Consider the following 17773-nt stretch of genomic DNA (forward strand, 5'->3'; position numbering starts at 1 on the left):
TTGCGGATCAAACCCTTTCTATTGTGTCCATTAACTCGCCGAATGCTTCCTTGAATGTCTCTACCTCTTCGTCGGTGTTGTCGCGGCTGAAGCTGATCCGGATCACGCCCTGCCTGAAGTCGTCATCTATTTGCATCGCCCGGAGAACATGGCTTTCCCTGCGGCTTCTCGAGGAGCAGGCGCTGGATGTCGAGACGTATATCCCTTTTTCCTGAAGAGCATTCACGGCGACTTCGCCTTTGATGCCGCGGATTGCAGCCGAGAGGATGTGCGGGGCGGTTTCAGGCCCGCCGATCACACGGACGCGTTCATAAAGGCCGAAAAACCCGGTGAGCTCCCTGCGCCACTTTGCATAGGGAACCTTGCCTGCCGATTCGGTCGCCAGCCGCATCGCCTTTGCGAGCGCCGCTGCATGGGCGACGGGAACCGTCCCGCTGCGCAGGCCGCCCTGCTGGCCGCCTCCGAACAGGTACGGGAGGATTCTCGTGCCTTTCCTCATAATGAGCGCACCCGACCCTTTCAGACCATGGAATTTATGGGCGGAGACCGATACTGCATCCGGACCGCCGGGCGGGAGCGGAACAGGCAGTTTGCCGAATCCCTGGATGATGTCGGAGTGGAAGACGGCACGCGGCGCCTTTCGGCGGATGAGCCGCCCTGCCGCTTCAATCGGCTGGATGGCGCCCGTTTCATTGTTGACGAACATCAGAGACACGAGGACCGTCTCTTCGTTCAGGTGTTCTTCCAGATCCCCGAGATCGAGCACCCCGTTTTCGTCCGTTCGGATCCGGATCACTTCAAACCCCTCCGTTTCCAGTTCAGCGGCTGCGTTTAAAATGGACGGATGTTCAATGGAGGAAACGAGGATCCGACGGCCGTGGGACCGATTCTGGCGGGCAAATCCGAAAAGCGCCTGGTTGTTCGCTTCCGTACCGCCGGATGTGAAGATGACAGTGCCATCGGGGAATCCCGCAAGCTCGGCGACCTGCCGCCTGGAACGATCCAACAAACGGTCCGCCTCTATTCCGAGTCCGTGGAGCGAGGACGGATTGGCAAAGTAGTTTTGGGCGGCCACTGTGAACGTCCGGAGCACATCCGGGTCCGGTTTCGTCGTGGCGCTATTGTCGAAATAAATCATGTTCGTGCTTCCTTTCCGAACGAAAGCCACCTTCACAATCGTGAGGTGGCCTGTTCCCGGTCTTATTATGTACGTCAAACTTCCTCTTTGACAAGTACTTCGATCTTCCGGATTGCGCCCGGTTCGACGGATTCGACGGCTGCCGCCGCATCTTCGAGCGCCTTTCCGTAACGGCATTGGTGGAAGGCTTCCTCCGCCTCGGCCAGCTGATCATTCACAGCCGGATTGCCGGCGCGGAACCGGTTCCCGTACTGGATGAGACGTTCGATCAGCTCCACGTTCTCGAGCATCTCGATCGCCTTCTCCTCCACTTCCCGGATGCATTTGTCGGCCTTCTCCAGATTCGCATTGACGAGCGCCATGTTCAGCGGGACGTCCTGCAGATTGCGCGAGACGACGAAGAGATGTTCCTCCGCCTCCTCGAGACGCGCGTCCATATCTTCCGGGACTCCCGGAGTGTTGGCGCGGTATAGCCTGCGGTCGGTGTTCTGGAGGATGCGCACGAGTTCGTCAAGCCGCTCTCTTGATCTCGTCTCATCAACACGGAGACGCTTCAGACGGTCGGCATAATCCGTCTGTTCCTCCAACAGCGTTTCGCAGCCGGCCGAGATTTCGCCGAGCTCTTCCTGCAGGATGGAATAAGCGGATTGACCCTGGGCGATCCGGTCGGAAAGCAGCGCATACCGTTTTTCCAGTGACCGCAGCTGCTCAAGCGCCGCATCCGGCACAGCCGCATCCTGCTCGGACAGCCGGTAATTCTGCTGGACGAAGCGGGCCTCGTCCGCCGTATTGCGGGTGAAGTCCCCGAGCTCCGCCAGCCTGTCCCCGACCACACCGGCGTTGTCTTCAACGTACTTCCTGGCAAACACTTCGGCTTCCAGCTGATCGTAGAACCCGTTGATCTCTTCATTGATGGCGGTGATCCGCTCCTGGACTTCCGGAACATCAAGTTCTTCAAGCTGCACTTTCAGGATGACCAGCTCGTCTTCGATGTCGGCCAGACGCTCTTCCATCCGGAGATGCCCGACATAATAATCCTGATCCTGCATTTCGATCAGGCCTGCCTTTAGCTCGCGGAGGGCCTGCGGGATTTTGGACTGGATTTCGCCGAGAAGGACCGGAACGTCATCGATGAGCCGGAAAGTCTCCTGTGCGCGGTCCGAGAGGCCGAGGACCGTCTCCCGCGCTTTCAGATAATTCCCGGCAGCCGTCAGTTCGTCGTATTCCGTGAATAACGGGGTGATGGCGTCGAGCCGCTCTTCCAGCGGGGCGGCCGCGTTTCCGAACGAGTGCTGATGGGCAAGGAGGTTTTTCCGGGCCAGCCTGTGCTGTTCCTTGAGTTCGTCCATCTCCACACGGTTCATCTCTTCGCTTCCGATCAGTTCGGATAGCTCGTCGAGGATCCGGTTCATCTCCTTGTCGCAGGAGTCGGTCTTCTCTTCAATCTCTTTCTCGATGGCGGACGCCTTGCCGAAGCGGAGGCGGTCAACCGCCTCTTCCGCGTCAAACAGGAGATTGTCGATTGCGGGCATCTGTTCATCCATGATTTGGGTCCAGCTGTTCCGCCACTTTTCGAATTTCTCCTCGGTCTCCCCGTTCATGTTGAGCTGTTTGACCTTTGTCAATTCTTCAAGGATCGGCCTGTGCTGAATCTGCATTTTTTCGATTTCCAGTTTTTCAAGCAGTTTTGTATGTTTTCGCCGGATGATCATAGCGATGGTGATCAATGCGATGAGTATGATGATCCCGATGATAAGGTACTTCAAGGTCATCCCCCTGTTCCAAAATCTCTGTGAACGCTGTATTATCCTTAATAGTATCATGTTTTTTCTGTTTATGCCGTCCAAATTCGCGGCAACCAGCAAATTTCGTCATGATTCATCAATCAGTGCCGGATTCCCGGCAGAAGGAGCGGATGACCGATGTTCACCCCACAGGCTTTTGAAGGGACTCTTCAGGAAAAATATAACCAGCTCGCCCGCCAGCTCGACGCTCTTCTCGAAGGCGAACCCAATGCCACGGCCAATCTTGCAAATGCCTCCGCTTTGCTGAACCAGTTCATGGACCGGATCAACTGGGCAGGATTTTACGTCATGGACGGTGAAGACGAACTGGTCCTCGGACCGTTCCAGGGACTGCCGGCATGCGTCCGGATCCCGCTTGGACGCGGCGTCTGCGGAACGGCGGCGCAAGACCGGAAGACCCAGCTCGTCGAAGACGTCCAGGCTTTCCCGGGCCATATCGCCTGCGATGCGGCTTCCCGTTCGGAAGTCGTCGTGCCGATTGTCGTGGACGGACAGCTGTTCGGCGTCCTCGACATCGACAGCCCGGAACTATCAAGATTCTCGGAGGAGGACGCAAGAGGGCTGGAGAAGTTCGTCTCGGTCCTTGTCCGTCACCTGCAAGTGTGAGGCGACAGAGACTATTAAGGGGCCTTTTCGCCGTGCGGATCGCTCGATAAAAGCGACGCTTTTGCGGATAAAGATAACGCTCGCCCCGATAAAAGCAACGCTTCGCCGGATAAAGATAACGTTGTCTCAGATAAAAGCAACGCTCCGCTCCGGCCTGAGTTTCGCCAGGCAAACTTAGAGACGAGATTGCACCCCGATTACCGGGCGCAATCTCGTCTCTTTTTTTACGGAAGCTTTGTTTTGGTCATTCAGCCGATTGTGTGGCAGCGGGATGTTTCATCGCTTCGAATGCGGCTTTAAGATCATTGATGATATCATCGGCATGTTCAAGTCCCGCCGAGAAGCGGAGGAGTCCGTCGGTGATGCCCATTGCCGTCCGGTCCTCTTCCGGTACCCCGGAGTGGGTCATCGTCGCCGGATGCTGGATGAGCGACTCTGCATCACCCAGGCTCACGGCGATCTTCACGAGGGAGAGGCTGTCCATGAACTCCTGGGCTTCCTCGAGTCCGCCGTCGATCGTGAACGACAGAATGCCGCCGCCCGCGTTCATCTGGCGCCTGGCGATCGATGCCTGCTCGTTGTCCGCATCAAACGGATAATGGACTTCCTTGACCATCGGGACCGTTTTCAGATAGTCGATGACCCGCCCGGCGTTTGACGTGTGGCGTTCCATCCGGACGGCCAACGTCTTCAGCCCCCGGAGCAGAAGCCACGCATCGAACGGCGACATGATCCCACCGTAGTCTTTCTGGACCGTCATCCGGAGGTCCGTGATCTTCTCACCGTCGGCTCCGACCAGCAGCCCGGCGATAACATCGCCATGACCGTTGATGTATTTCGTCGCGCTGTGGAGCACAAAGTCCGCACCGATCTCAAGCGGATTCTGAATATAGGGCGAAGAGAAGGTGTTGTCGACGATCACCGTCAATCCGTGCCGGCGCGCGACATTCACCGCGGCCTGGAGATCGGCGATTTCCATCGTCGGGTTAATCGGCGTCTCGATATAGATGACGGTCGTCTCGGGCTTGACGGCCGCCTCGATCTCTTCTTCCGTCCACATCCGGATCAGGTCGTGGGTGATCCGGTATTTCTCCTCCATGAGGTTGAGCAGCCCGAAGGTGCATCCGTAAATGCCGCGCGTCGCCAGGATATGGTCACCGGCCTTCGTCGCATATGTGAGGACCGCGCTCACGGCGGCCATGCCGGACCCGAATGCGAGCGCCCCTTCCCCCTTCTCGAGTGCGGTGATCCGTTCCTCAAGTGCACGGACGGTCGGGTTGGTGAGCCTGGAGTAGATGTTGCCTTCCTCTTCTCCCGCGAACCGGGCCGCCCCCGAAGCCGCGTTCGGGAAGACATAGGTGGATGTCTGGTAAAGCGGCATGGCGAGGCTGTCGTGGTGTTCGTGGGGATCATGCCCCGTGTGGATCATCAGTGTGTCCGGGTGGACGTTTTTTCGGTCCATTTTGATCTCTCCCTTTGTGAGCGTTTTCAATCCTTTCTACCATTGTATCTTTCTTTTGCCGAAAAGGGAACCGGCGCAACCGGACTGAAATTCGCACTCTTCCTTGACTGGCGCGCCTGCAGAGGGTATGATAGTCGTTGTGTAAAATAAACGCAGCAGTTGTGTGAGCAAGGCCAACCATTTCATTCCTTCACCGAAAAGCGGAGCGGGCCTGCAAGACCCGACAGGCATAAGGCAAGACGCAGAGCGAGGCCTGCCTCGCGGAGCGGCATGACTTATGACCCCGAGGGTCTGGCCCGCGAAGCTGGACAAAGAAAAGCGGAGCGGGCCTGCAAGACCCGCCCGCCGGAGTGGACGGTGCATCGTGTAACCCCTGGCTGCTGGGGCGAGGGTGCAAGATGATGAAATGGCGTCGTGTTTGAACGCATCTGGTTTTTATTTTACTCAAAATAAAACCAACAGAGGAGGAGTCATTCATGGCTCGCTACACAGGTCCTTCCTGGAAACTCTCCCGCCGCCTCGGCATTTCCCTGAGCGGTACGGGCAAAGAACTCGAAAAACGTCCTTACGCACCAGGCCCGCACGGCCCGAACCAGCGTAAAAAACAATCGGAATACGGTCTCCAGCTTCAAGAGAAGCAGAAACTCCGCCACATGTTCGGAGTCAACGAGCGCCAATTCCATACAATGTTCCTCCGTGCAGGCAAAATGCCTGGTAAGCACGGCGAGAACTTCATGATCCTGCTCGAGCGCCGCCTCGACAACGTCGTCTACCGCATGGGCCTTGCGCGCACCCGCCGCCAGGCTCGCCAGCTCGTCAACCACGGCCACGTCATGGTTGACGGCAAGCGCGTCGACATCCCGTCCTACCTCGTCTCCCCGGGTCAGGAAATCTCGCTTCGCGAGCGTTCCCAGAACCTGACGGCAGTCAACGAGTCCCTCGAAGTGAACAGCTTCGTTCCGGACTACGTGACTTTCGACAAGGATTCGAAAAAAGGCACATTCGTCCGCCTTCCAGAGCGCAGCGAACTGCCTGCCGAAATCAACGAATCGCTGATCGTAGAATACTACAGCCGGTGATTTCTGCAAAAAAAGAGAGCCGTTTTTCGGTTCTCTTTTTTTTTTGCTACAATAAAGGCATTGATAGGAGGGAATTCATGAAACTCGTATCCATCTGTCCAAGCAACACGGAACTGGCCGCCTATCTCGGGCTCTCCGGAAAGCTTGTCGGCATTGACGACTTTTCCGATTGGCCGGAATCGGTCGGACGGCTGCCGAAGCTCGGTCCCGACCTGTCGATCGACATGGACAAACTGGAAGCACTCGAACCCGAACTCGTCCTTGCGTCCTTGAGCGTCCCGGGAATGGAGCGGAACGTGCAAGAACTCCAAAAGCGGGGCATTCCCCATCTGATCCTCGATCCGCAGAGCCTGGAAAACATCGCCGATGATCTCATCACTGTCGGACGGGCGTGCGGAATACCGGAAGAGGCGGAACGGGTGGCTTCCGGATACCGCCGGTTCGTCGCAGAAATGGAACGACGCGCACAAGACGTGACCGACCGCCCGTCCCTCTACTGGGAGTGGTGGCCGAAGCCGGTGTTCACTCCGGGACGCGTGAACTGGCTGACGGAAGTGAGCCGGATCGCCGGAGGCCGGAATTTATTCGAAGACGTCGACCTGGCCAGCGTCCAGACCGACTGGGAGGATGTCCGGCTGCGTGATCCGGACCGTATCCTGCTTGCGTGGGTCGGGGTCCGGACAGAGAAAATCCGTCCGGAGCTCCTTGCGAAACGTCCCGGCTGGCCGGAACTCCGCGCCATGCAGGCGGGCCGCGTCGACATCATGGAAGAATCGCTCTATTGCCGCCCTTCCCCCCGGCTGCTCGAAGGCGCATGGAAACTCGGCAGAATGCTCCACCCGGACATTTACGGCGACCTGGAGCTGCCCGACTGGGTGAACCGGGAAAGCTGAACACAGACAAAAACCCCCGCAGGCGACGCGCGTCCGTCACCCGGCGGGGGTTCTTCTTTATTTCCCTGTTTCCTGCTTGAGCGCGGTTTCCATGAGTTCGAGCAGTCCGGAGGCATCCAGCTCCGTCTCCCCGCCTCCCTGGACGAAGAAGTCATTGCCGCCGCCTTTTCCGCCGATCGCGGCCAGCGCTGCTTCCCCCGCCACTTTCGCGGAAACGCCGGCCTGTTTGCCGCAGGCGGCCACGAACTGCAGCTTCTCCCCGTTCCGGGCCGCCAGCAGGACGATGGCATCGTCGCGCTGGGCAGCGGCCGACCGTCCGAGTTTTTGCAGCTCGGCAATGGATCGGTCACGGAACACGGCCTTGGCGATCCCGCCGGCACATTCTGCGAACAGTTCCCTCGCCTCATGGCCAAGAAGCGCTTCCTTCATCTCGTCGGCCTGTTTTTCGAGGGCGCGGTTTGCATCCAGCAGCTTCCGGATCGCATCCGCCGTCTGTTCCTCCGGCGCGCTCAGCAATCCGACCGCTTCCTTCAAGATATCGTTTTTCTTCCCGAGTTGGAGGAGAACACGGTTCCCGCAGACAAAATAGACGCGCGTCTTCTTTTTCTGCCGCTCTGTTCCGAGTATTTTCAGCGAACCGGTTTCCCCCGTCGAACGGGGGTGGGTCCCCCCGCATCCGTTGTAGTCGAAGTCCGGAATGATGACAAGCCGGATTTCGCCGTCCACCGCCACTTCTTTTCTCAGCCGGTATTCGTCCAGTTCCTCTCTCGTCACCCAGCGCGTTTCGACAGGACGGTTTTCCAGGATGATCTCATTCGCCCGCTGTTCCGCCGCTGCAAGCTGTTCCTCGATGACCTGGTCCGTGTCGAGGTCGATCGATACGATGTCCTGGCCGAGATGGAAGCTGACCGTTCCGTATCCGGCCGTTTCGACGAACGCCGCCGTCAGGATATGCTGACCGATATGCTGCTGCATGTGATCGAACCGGCGCTCCCAGTCGATCTTGCCCGAGGCGGTGAACGCATTCAGCGGCGCCTCCACGTAATGCCGGACTTCTCCGTCGACTTCCTCGACATCGATGACGCGGATTCCGTTCAGCTTGCCTGTATCATGCGGCTGGCCTCCGCCCGTCGGGTAGAACGCCGTGTTTTCCAAAACGACATACGGCCTGCCGTCTTCTTCCCCTTCGCGGACTACGTTCGCCTTGAAGCTCGCCCGGTAAGGATCTTCATAATACAGTCGTTCTTTNCTTCTCCCCGTTCCGGGCCGCCAGCAGGACGATGGCATCGTCGCGCTGGGCAGCGGCCGACCGTCCGAGTTTTTGCAGCTCGGCAATGGATCGGTCACGGAACACGGCCTTGGCGATCCCGCCGGCACATTCTGCGAACAGTTCCCTCGCCTCATGGCCAAGAAGCGCTTCCTTCATCTCGTCGGCCTGTTTTTCGAGGGCGCGGTTTGCATCCAGCAGCTTCCGGATCGCATCCGCCGTCTGTTCCTCCGGCGCGCTCAGCAATCCGACCGCTTCCTTCAAGATATCGTTTTTCTTCCCGAGTTGGAGGAGAACACGGTTCCCGCAGACAAAATAGACGCGCGTCTTCTTTTTCTGCCGCTCTGTTCCGAGTATTTTCAGCGAACCGGTTTCCCCCGTCGAACGGGGGTGGGTCCCCCCGCATCCGTTGTAGTCGAAGTCCGGAATGATGACAAGCCGGATTTCGCCGTCCACCGCCACTTCTTTTCTCAGCCGGTATTCGTCCAGTTCCTCTCTCGTCACCCAGCGCGTTTCGACAGGACGGTTTTCCAGGATGATCTCATTCGCCCGCTGTTCCGCCGCTGCAAGCTGTTCCTCGATGACCTGGTCCGTGTCGAGGTCGATCGATACGATGTCCTGGCCGAGATGGAAGCTGACCGTTCCGTATCCGGCCGTTTCGACGAACGCCGCCGTCAGGATATGCTGACCGATATGCTGCTGCATGTGATCGAACCGGCGCTCCCAGTCGATCTTGCCCGAGGCGGTGAACGCATTCAGCGGCGCCTCCACGTAATGCCGGACTTCTCCGTCGACTTCCTCGACATCGATGACGCGGATTCCGTTCAGCTTGCCTGTATCATGCGGCTGGCCTCCGCCCGTCGGGTAGAACGCCGTGTTTTCCAAAACGACATACGGCCTGCCGTCTTCTTCCCCTTCGCGGACTACGTTCGCCTTGAAGCTCGCCCGGTAAGGATCTTCATAATACAGTCGTTCTTTGAGCATCTGATTCCCCTCCTGTCCCGGTATCTTTCCGGCAGCCGCCGGTCAGTTGAATTTGACCATCGTGTACTTCTTCTTGCCCCGGCGGATGATCATGAATGCGTCATCCAGCCGGTCTGCCGCGCCAAGGACCCGGTCAAGCGCAGTCTCGCGCTCTCCGTTGACGGAGATGGCACCGTTCGAGACGTCTTCCCTCGCCTGGCGTTTCGAAGAGGAAATGCCCGCCTCGACGAGCAGGTCGACAATGTTTTTGTCTTCCTTTGCCGCCTCGTAAGTCGGAACGTCCTTGAATGCGTCTTTCATCTCGGAAGCCGACAGCGCTTTGAGATCGCCGCTGAACAGCGCCTGGGTGATCCGCTGGGCCTGGTCAAGTGCACCCTGGCCGTGGATGAGCCGTGTCATCTCTTCGGCGAGCACTTTCTGGGCTTTCCGGAGATGCGGTTCTTCTTCCACGGAATGCTCGAGTTCCCCGATTTCGTCCTTACCGAGGAACGTGAAGATCTTCAAGTATTTGATGACGTCTGCATCCGCCGTGTTGATCCAGAACTGGTAGAACTCATACGGCGACGTCTTGTCCGGATCAAGCCAGACCGAACCTCCCGCCGTCTTGCCGAACTTCGTGCCGTCCGCCTTTGTGATGAGCGGAATCGTGATGCCGAACGCCTTCGTCTCTTCTTCATGGGTCTTCCGGATGATCTCGAGTCCGGTCGTGATGTTGCCCCACTGGTCGGAGCCGCCGACCTGGACGCTGCAGCCGTAATGGTCATACAGGTGCTTGAAGTCCGCCCCCTGGATGAGCATATAGGAAAACTCGGTGAATGAGATGCCCGTTTCGAGCCGGGAAGCGACATTGTCTTTTGCAAGCATGTAGTTCACGCTCAGCAGCTTGCCGTAATCACGGAGGAAATCGATTGCGCTCATCTCTCCGAACCAGTCTTTGTTGTCGACCATGACTGCGGCGTTCTCATCGCCGAAGTCGAAAATCTGCTCAAGCTGTTTCCGGATGCCCGCGATATTGTGGTTCAGCTGCTCCTCGGACAGCAGCTGGCGCTCATCCGCGCGGAACGACGGGTCGCCGATCATGCCGGTCGCTCCTCCCACCAGGACGATCGGACGGTGGCCATGCTGCTGGAAACGCCGCAGCGTCAGGAACGGCACGATATGGCCGATATGCAGGCTGTCCGCCGTCGGATCGGTCCCGCAGTAAAGGGAAATCTTTTCTTCATCGAGCAGCTTCGTGAGCCCTTCTTCATCCGTCTGCTGGTAAAGCAGGCCCCGCCACTTCAGGTCTTCCATCAATTCGTTCGTCATCTTTCATCCCTCCAGACAAAAATAAAAAGCCCCTGCGGACCGGAATATCCGATCCTGCAGGGGCGCCAATCTCCATCGACGCGGTACCACCCGGCTTGAGGCCTATCAAACGCCTCCGCTCAAGCATGTTAACGCCATGCGGACGCCTCGCTCCGGAGCTGTAATTCACGCATGGCCACCGGGCAGCTTCCACCAGCCGCTGCCTCTCTGATCTCTCGGTGATGCCTGCCCTACTTCGACCCCATCCACGCTCGGTACGTATCGTTATCCAACATTCTAACCGTTTCGACATCATTGTCAATAGCGGATTGTCGGGCTACCGCAATGTGGTATAATAAACAAGATTTTAAGGGGGGATCCTGTGGAATCAAAGAAAAATCCATTTAAATATATCGAAGAACAAGTCGACAAGTTCCAGTCATCCCGGTGGGGCAAGCGGCTCCGGATCAGTTCGGGCGTCGCCTGGAACCTGTTCCTTCTCTTCCTGGTCACTTTCCTCGTGCTCGGCGTGTTCGCCGGCTCGGTCGGTGCGGGCTACTTTGCCTCTCTTGTCGAAAAAGAGCCGCTCCGCACGAAGGATGACATGCGGCAGGCGATCTTCACCTATGAAGAAACTTCCGAACTATATTTTGCGGATGGTGTCTACCTCGGTAAAGTGAACTCGGACATCGAGCGGCGGGAGACGAAGCTGACGGAAGTCTCGCCTTTCCTCATCGATGCAGTGTTCGCCACAGAAGATGAGTACTTCGGCGAGCATGAAGGCATCGTGCCAAAGGCGATCTTCCGGGGAATCTTCCAGGATGTCACGAACTCCGCGTCCCAGACGGGCGGATCGACGCTCACCCAGCAGCTCATCAAAAACCAGATCTTGACGAATGAAGTCTCCTACGAACGGAAAGCGAAGGAAATTCTCCTCGCGATGCGCCTGGAAAAGTTCATGGACAAGAATGAGATCCTGGAAGCCTATCTGAATATCATCCCGTACGGGCGGAATGCCATGGGGCAGAACATCGCAGGAGTCGAGACGGCGGCGGAAGGGATCTTCGGGGTCAAAGCCAAAGACCTGAACCTTTCGCAGGCCGCCTACATTGCCGGCCTTCCCCAGGCCCCGTTCCTCTACACGCCATTTTACGCGGGCGGCAAAGGCATGAAGGAACCGGAGCACCTGAAGCCCGGCATCGAGCGGATGAAGACGGTTCTCTTCCGGATGAAGGAAACTGATTATATTACGGAAGAACAGTACAACGAAGCGATCGTCTATGACATCGCCAAAGACTTCAAGCAGCCCGAACAGCGGGCGACCGAACGTTATCCGTTCTTGACGCACGAGATTCAGCGGAGGACCGTCGAAACCCTCTCCGGCATCCTCGCGGAGAAGGACGGCATTGATCCCGCGCGTCTCGACAAGGAGAAAGAACTCCGGGAGAAGTACGAGATCATCGCCGACCGGGAAATGCGGAACGGCGGCTACCGGATCCATACGACGGTGAAGAAAGAACTGTACGACGAATTCCAGAACATCAAAGACTCTTATGAATACTACGGCCACACATTCGTCGAAAAGACGACCGATCCGGATACGGAAGAAACAAAAGAGGAACTGAAGCCGGTCCAGGTCGGCAGCATGGCGATCGAAAACGGCTCGGGACGCATCCTAGCCTTCATCGGCGGACGCGACCATCAGATCGAAGCGATGAACCACGCGACACAGGCATACCGCCAGGTCGGATCTTCGGTGAAGCCGCTCCTCGTCTACGGGCCGGCCATTGAACTCGGGAAAATTGGTGCGGGCAGCCCGGTGCCGGACGTCTGGCTCACGTACAAGGGCTGGTCGCCGAAGAACTTCCAGGCCACCCGTCAATACGGTCTCGTGCCTGCCCGGGAAGCGCTGGCCAATTCCTATAACCTGGCCGCGGTCCGGCTGTTCGGAAAAATCCGGGACCAGGATCCGACGCAGTTTCTGGACAAGATGCACTTCGACAAGATCCGGGACGACGAACGGAATGTCGTGTCTGCCCCGCTCGGCTCCTATACGGCTTCCGTCGAACAGAACACCGCCGGGTTTTCCACGATGGCGAACGGCGGGAAATATGTGGAGCCTTACATGATCGAGAAAATCGAGGACAGCGAAGGGAATGTCGTTTATCAGCATGAGACGGAACCCGTGGACGTATACAGTCCGCAGACCGCCTACATGATCACCGACATGCTTCGCGACACGACCACGATGGGGACCGCCCGCATCATGCGCGGCGACCTGAACTTCAACCTGGACATCGCCGCCAAGACCGGGACGACGACAGGCTACAAAGATGTCTGGCTTGTCGGATATAACCCGAACGTCACGCTCGGGGTCTGGCTCGGCTACGATAACGAAAAGAAATATCAGCTGGATACGATGTCCAACACATATGGACAGCCGAGTGCCCGGGTGAACAAGCTGTTCGCCCGCCTCATGAACGGCATGAACCGGGCCGATCCCGAAATTGTCGGTGCGGGCGAGAGATTCCAGCAGCCTGAGGGCGTCGTCCACCGGTCGTTCTGCGGCATCTCGGGACTTGCCCCGTCCGCCGCCTGTTCGGCTGCAGGGCTCGTCAGGTCCGACCTGTTCAATGCGAATACATTCGTGCCGAATAAGCCGGATGACAGCTTCGGCGGTTCCGGCGGCCTGTATGTAACTGCCCAGGGCGTCCGGTACCAGGCACTCTCCTCCACACCGAAAGAGTTCGTCAGATCGGGTGCGGCCGGCATCAGCAAAGATTTCGCAGACCGGATGCTGGCACCGTTCGGCGGCGATCCCGCCGGACTGTTCCCGCAAAACTCCTCTCTCGGCCGGAACATCGTTTCCGCCAAGCAGTACGGAGGCGTTGCGGGTGCGCCGATCGCACCGGGTGCCGCCCTCAGCGGCTCGACGCTCACATGGAGCCGCTCCGCATCCCCTGACGTCGTCGGCTACTACGTGTACCGGAACGGTGCGCGGATCGCTTCCGTGGCGGACGGCGGCTCCTACAGCGCCAATGCCTCCTCGCCGGGCGAATACTACGTGACCGCCGTCGACATCACCGGCCAGCAATCCGGCCGCTCCAACGTCGTCAGCGTCCAGGCCGCCGCTCCGCCGGATCCGGCGCCAAATGACAACACCCCGGCTCCGGATGCAGGAAGCGACAAGGACACAGACAAGAAACCCGATAAAAAACCTGAAGAAAAACCTCAGGATAATCCCGACAAGAAACCGGACAAAAAACCGGACGGCAACGAAGACTCCAAACCACCGGCCGGCAACGGGAACAACAACGGAAACGGAAATGGGAATAACAACGGCGGCAACGGCGGCGAAGACGCCCCTCCCGAAGACGGAGACTGACCGCCCGGACCAGAGAACGATGGGACAGCAAATTGCCGTCCCATCGTTTTTTTTGTTCCGTTTGCATCCGCGAAATCCTCATTTGCATCCGTGAAAATTACAGGCGGCGCTTTTGCTTCCGTGAAAACCTTGTTTGCTTCCGCGAAAACCTCATTTCCATCCGTGAAAATCCCCGCGCCTCTTCAGTTTCCGCGCAATCCTGTAATTCCCTAAACAACGATCAAAACGGCCGAACGGGACATCCCCCGCTCGGCCGTTCTCTTTATTAGTCTTCCATGGTGGACAGGTCGCCTGTCGGCAGGTCAAGCTCCCATGCCTTGAGGACACGGCGCATAATCTTCCCGCTCCGGGTCTTCGGCAGCTTGTCTTTGAACTCAATCTCCCTCGGCGCCGCGTGTGCCGCAAGCCCTTTCTTGACGAACTGTCGGATGTCTTCCTTCAGTTCATCCGACGGCTCATAGCCTTCGTGGAGGGCGACGAATGCCTTGATGATTTCGCCGCGGACCGGGTCCGGCTTTCCGATAACGCCGGCCTCGACGATCGCCGGGTGCTCAAGCAGCTTGCTTTCGACTTCGAACGGGCCGACCCGCTCTCCGGAAGTCATGATGACATCGTCGACACGGCCCTGGAACCAGAAATATCCGTCTTCGTCCATATAGGCCGAATCGCCGGAAACGTACCACTCGCCGTCCAGGAAATACGAATCGTACTTCTCCGGGTTGTTCCAGATTTTGCGCATCATGGCCGGCCAGCCCTTGCGGAGCGCCAGGTTGCCCATCGAGTTCGGAGGCAGCACATTGCCCCGGTCGTCCACGATTGCGGCTTCGATGCCCGGCACCGGCTTGCCCATCGAGCCCGGCTTGATCGGCAGGCAGCCGAAGTTGCAGATCATCTGCGCGCCTGTCTCGGTCATCCACCAAGTATCGTGGATCCGCTTGTCGAACACTTCAAGGCCCCACTTCACGACCTCTGGGTTCAGCGGCTCACCAACGGAAAGGACGTGACGGAGGGAAGACAGATCGTACTCTTTCACGAGCGCGTCTCCGGCTCCCATGAGCATCCGGAAGGCGGTCGGCGCACTGTACCAGACGGTGACTCCGTAGTCCTCGATCGCCTGATACCAGTCCTCGGTCCTGAAGCGTCCTCCGAGAACAAGGTTTGTCGAACCCGTGAGCAGGGGTCCGAAGATCCCGTACGCGGTGCCCGTCACCCAGCCAGGATCGGCGGTGCACCAGAAGATGTCCTCTTCTTTCAGGTCGAGCACCCATTTCGCTGTCTGGTATTGCTGGATCATCGCATACTGGACGTGCATGACGCCCTTTGGACGGCCGGTCGAACCCGACGTATAGTGGAGGACGGTGCCGTCTTCCTTATCGAGCCAGACCACATCGAAGTCGTGCGATGCTTCCTTCATATGCTTGTTGAAGTCGACGATCTGATCCGTTTCCTCGACGTTTTCCCCGACGACGAAGATCTTCTCGAGCTTCGGCAGACGGTCTGCGGGGATCCGGTCCAGAAGTTCCGGAGTCGTGACGATTGCCTTCGCTTCGGAATCATCCAGCCGGTCGTAGACAGCCCCTTCCATGAATGCCTCAAAGAGAGGGCCGACGATCGTGCCGAGCTTCAGCCCGCCGAGCAGGGCAAAGTAAAGTTCTGGAGAGCGCGGCATGAAGATGAACAGCCGGTCCCCTTTTTCAAGTGTTGAATTCGCTTTCAAAACATTGGCGGCATTGTTGGACATCCGCTTCATCTGATCGTACGTATAGGATTCATTGCGATTGGCATCGCGGTAATAGAGAGCGACTTTGTTCTTGCGGAACGAATCGGCATGGCGATCCACGGCCTCATGGGCAATGTTCACTTTGCCGGTGCGGTACCAGCTGAATTCCCTCTCTGCGTCTTCCCATTTGAAATCTGCGACGGTCTTTTCATAGTCCGCCAGGTTGAAGTCCCCTTCTCTGACCGGAATGATGTTTTTCTCCATCGTTGCCATATGATCACCCTTTCGCAATACGTTTACTCTATTATTCTACACGAAATGGAATCATATGTGGCAATATTTTAACTTTTAAATTTAGAATGGGTCTAAAGCTTCTGCATAAAAAAGCCCATTTTTCTTCCTATGATCATTCGCACTTTGCAATAGTCAGCTAACTAAAATACTCCGCCCGCTTATCCCAGGAACCACCTTTTATCGCATGAATTCAAGCGTCTTGCAGTTCCCTCCATAGGATTTTCCCGCTCGTCGTTGTCGGGAATTCGGTCCGGAACTCGATGATCCGCGGATATTTATAGCTAGCCATTTGTCCTTTCGCCCATTCGATCAGTTCCTTTTCCGATACCTGTCCGACGTACTCGGGTCTCAATATGACCAGGGCCTTCACCGTCTCCCCCCGGATTTCATCCGGGGCACGGACCACGCATGCCTGCTGGATCGCAGGATGCCGGTAAAGAATGGATTCCACTTCCGTCGGCCATACTTTGTAGCCCGCGGCGTTGATCATCCGCTTGACCCGGTCCACCATGAAAAAGTACCCCTCTTCGTCCATCCTGACAATGTCGCCGGTCCTGAAAAACCGCTTTCCGTCCAGCGTGATATGGCTCGACTCCGTTTCTTCTTCATTCCGGTAGTAACCTGTGAACTGCTGGGGGGCGCACACGATGAGCTCGCCTTCCTCCCCGGCACCGAGCTCCGTCCCTGTCGCCGGATCGATTATGCGGGCGTCCACCCCGAAGGCAGGGATTCCGAGGCATTGCAGCTTCGGACGATGGGGCGGGTTGAAATGGGTGTGGGACATTGTCTCCGACAGTCCGTATCCCTCCACATATTGAAGGCCGGTCAGTTCTTCGAGTTTCTTTCCGACGGCTTCGGGCAAGGTCGCCCCTCCCCCTCCGACCACTTGAAGCGAGGACAGGTCGCGGCCGGTAAGCTTGGGATTTGCCAGGAAGTCAATCAGCATCGTGCTGATGTTGATCCAATGGGTAACGCCGTATTGCTCAATTGCCCGGAGTGCATAGTCCCTGTCCCAGCGGGTCATCATGACCATCATGCTCCCGGCGATGATCGGAGCCAGCGCACTGTGGAGGAGGCCGGTCACATGGAACAGCGGCAATGAAGTGAGGATGACAGCGCCTGAAGTCATGGACATCCAGTGGTAGGAACCGGTGGCGTTGGCCTGGATCGTTCTGTTCGTATGCATGCAGCCTTTCGGCAGACCGGTCGTCCCGGACGTATAGGGAATCATCGCCAGGTCTCCGCTTTCGCCTTTGTAATCGGACGGCTCCAGTCCGGCCGCGGTCAGCTTATCCCAGCCGACCATACCGGCGAACTGTTCGGGTGCGGCGAGGACTTCCGCCGGTATCGTGCCCGGGGAGTTGTCCGGGGATGCATAGCTTCCATAGGCAGCGCTGACCGCCTGCTCGAGAGAAGTTTCGCCGATCAGCGGTGCAACTTTTCCAAACAGCTCCTGTCCGACAAAACCAAGCCGGATCTCCCCGTCACCGATATAAAACCGGAGGTCTTCCGTCGTGCTCATCGGATTGATCGGGACCGCAACCGCCCGGAGCCGGAGAATGGCAAAAAGAGAAATCAGGAACTGAGGCGAATTCTGCATGAAGATCAGCACGCGGTCCCCTCGCCGGACGCCGAAGTTCTGCTCGATGAAACCGGCAACACGTTCTGATTCCTCAAACAGTTGCTTATACGTGACTGTTCCCCCGTAAAACTTGATGGCCGGCTTTTCCGGATACTTTCTGGCTGCATTCGCAAGATTATCAAAGATCGTCGTTTCCGGGATCGTCAGTTCCTTCGCCATCCGCGGCGGCCAGAAACTGAAATGTGCCTGGTTTTTCATTGTTCGCACTCCC

12 protein-coding genes are annotated in these 17773 nt (G+C 57.7%); 4 read left to right on the forward strand and 8 right to left on the reverse strand.

Annotated features, from left to right (window positions below):
• Window positions 1-7: 7 nt before the first annotated feature.
• Together BN1189_RS15230 and ezrA are read right to left on the reverse strand one after the other, a co-directional pair.
• Window positions 8-1138 (reverse strand): cysteine desulfurase family protein, encoded by a 1131-nt coding sequence (locus BN1189_RS15230; RefSeq protein ID WP_040229200.1) that lies wholly within the window; start codon window positions 1136-1138, stop codon window positions 8-10.
• Between the two features lie 74 nt (window positions 1139-1212).
• Complete coding sequence (gene ezrA / locus BN1189_RS15235; RefSeq protein WP_040229201.1) at window positions 1213-2910, reverse strand: septation ring formation regulator EzrA; 1698 nt, start codon at window positions 2908-2910, stop codon at window positions 1213-1215.
• Between the two features lie 150 nt (window positions 2911-3060).
• Between ezrA and BN1189_RS15240 the strand changes: the two genes are divergently transcribed.
• The gene (locus BN1189_RS15240; protein ID WP_040229202.1) at window positions 3061-3549 is read left to right on the forward strand and encodes a GAF domain-containing protein; all 489 of its coding nucleotides are present in this window, start codon (window positions 3061-3063) and stop codon (window positions 3547-3549) included.
• A 244-nt stretch (window positions 3550-3793) separates the two neighbouring features.
• Here the strand turns inward: BN1189_RS15240 and BN1189_RS15245 are convergent, their stop codons facing one another.
• Complete coding sequence (locus tag BN1189_RS15245; RefSeq protein ID WP_040229237.1) at window positions 3794-5011, reverse strand: trans-sulfuration enzyme family protein; 1218 nt, start codon at window positions 5009-5011, stop codon at window positions 3794-3796.
• A 476-nt stretch (window positions 5012-5487) separates the two neighbouring features.
• On the opposite strand from BN1189_RS15245, the gene rpsD reads away from it, so the two are divergent.
• Window positions 5488-6090, forward strand: coding sequence for a 30S ribosomal protein S4 (gene rpsD, locus BN1189_RS15250; protein ID WP_040229203.1), 603 nt, complete (start codon window positions 5488-5490; stop codon window positions 6088-6090).
• 77 nt (window positions 6091-6167) lie between these two features.
• Window positions 6168-6983, forward strand: coding sequence for a cobalamin-binding protein (locus tag BN1189_RS15255; protein WP_040229204.1), 816 nt, complete (start codon window positions 6168-6170; stop codon window positions 6981-6983).
• A 57-nt stretch (window positions 6984-7040) separates the two neighbouring features.
• Here the strand turns inward: BN1189_RS15255 and BN1189_RS15260 are convergent, their stop codons facing one another.
• From BN1189_RS15260 to tyrS, 3 genes are read right to left on the reverse strand one after another with little or no spacing between them, the layout of a single operon-like run.
• Entirely contained in the window at window positions 7041-8270 is a 1230-nt protein-coding gene (locus tag BN1189_RS15260; protein ID WP_052455908.1) for a serine-tRNA(Ala) deacylase AlaX, read from the reverse strand.
• Entirely contained in the window at window positions 8212-9234 is a 1023-nt protein-coding gene (locus tag BN1189_RS15265; protein WP_082194292.1) for an alanyl-tRNA editing protein, read from the reverse strand. The genes BN1189_RS15260 and BN1189_RS15265 overlap by 59 nt, the downstream gene beginning before the upstream one ends.
• A gap of 42 nt (window positions 9235-9276) precedes the next feature.
• The gene (tyrS, locus tag BN1189_RS15270) at window positions 9277-10542 is read right to left on the reverse strand and encodes a tyrosine--tRNA ligase (protein ID WP_040229205.1); all 1266 of its coding nucleotides are present in this window, start codon (window positions 10540-10542) and stop codon (window positions 9277-9279) included.
• A 361-nt stretch (window positions 10543-10903) separates the two neighbouring features.
• On the opposite strand from tyrS, the gene BN1189_RS15275 reads away from it, so the two are divergent.
• Complete coding sequence (locus BN1189_RS15275) at window positions 10904-13906, forward strand: transglycosylase domain-containing protein (RefSeq protein ID WP_040229206.1); 3003 nt, start codon at window positions 10904-10906, stop codon at window positions 13904-13906.
• Window positions 13907-14171: 265 nt separating this feature from the next.
• Here the strand turns inward: BN1189_RS15275 and acsA are convergent, their stop codons facing one another.
• Window positions 14172-15890, reverse strand: coding sequence for an acetate--CoA ligase (gene acsA, locus BN1189_RS15280; RefSeq protein WP_040229240.1), 1719 nt, complete (start codon window positions 15888-15890; stop codon window positions 14172-14174).
• Window positions 15891-16110: 220 nt separating this feature from the next.
• Window positions 16111-17760: a long-chain-fatty-acid--CoA ligase gene (locus BN1189_RS15285; protein WP_040229207.1), complete on the reverse strand. Its 1650-nt coding sequence runs from the start codon at window positions 17758-17760 to the stop codon at window positions 16111-16113.
• Window positions 17761-17773: the final 13 nt, after the last annotated feature.

The sequence above is a fragment of the Bhargavaea cecembensis genome (assembly GCF_000826125.2).
GTDB lineage: Bacteria > Bacillota > Bacilli > Bacillales_A > Planococcaceae > Bhargavaea > Bhargavaea cecembensis_B.

Excerpts from the sequence above, each read along its gene's own strand:
- acsA (WP_040229240.1), bottom strand. The coding sequence starts at position 15,890 with ATGGAGAAAAACATCATTCCGGTCAGAGAAGGGGACTTCAACCTGGCG.
- BN1189_RS15245 (WP_040229237.1), bottom strand. The coding sequence starts at position 5,011 with ATGGACCGAAAAAACGTCCACCCGGACACACTGATGATCCACACGGGG.
- BN1189_RS15240 (WP_040229202.1), top strand. The coding sequence starts at position 3,061 with ATGTTCACCCCACAGGCTTTTGAAGGGACTCTTCAGGAAAAATATAAC.
- BN1189_RS15230 (WP_040229200.1), bottom strand. The coding sequence starts at position 1,138 with ATGATTTATTTCGACAATAGCGCCACGACGAAACCGGACCCGGATGTG.
- BN1189_RS15285 (WP_040229207.1), bottom strand. The coding sequence starts at position 17,760 with ATGAAAAACCAGGCACATTTCAGTTTCTGGCCGCCGCGGATGGCGAAG.
- BN1189_RS15255 (WP_040229204.1), top strand. The coding sequence starts at position 6,168 with ATGAAACTCGTATCCATCTGTCCAAGCAACACGGAACTGGCCGCCTAT.
- rpsD (WP_040229203.1), top strand. The coding sequence starts at position 5,488 with ATGGCTCGCTACACAGGTCCTTCCTGGAAACTCTCCCGCCGCCTCGGC.
- tyrS (WP_040229205.1), bottom strand. The coding sequence starts at position 10,542 with ATGACGAACGAATTGATGGAAGACCTGAAGTGGCGGGGCCTGCTTTAC.
- ezrA (WP_040229201.1), bottom strand. The coding sequence starts at position 2,910 with ATGACCTTGAAGTACCTTATCATCGGGATCATCATACTCATCGCATTG.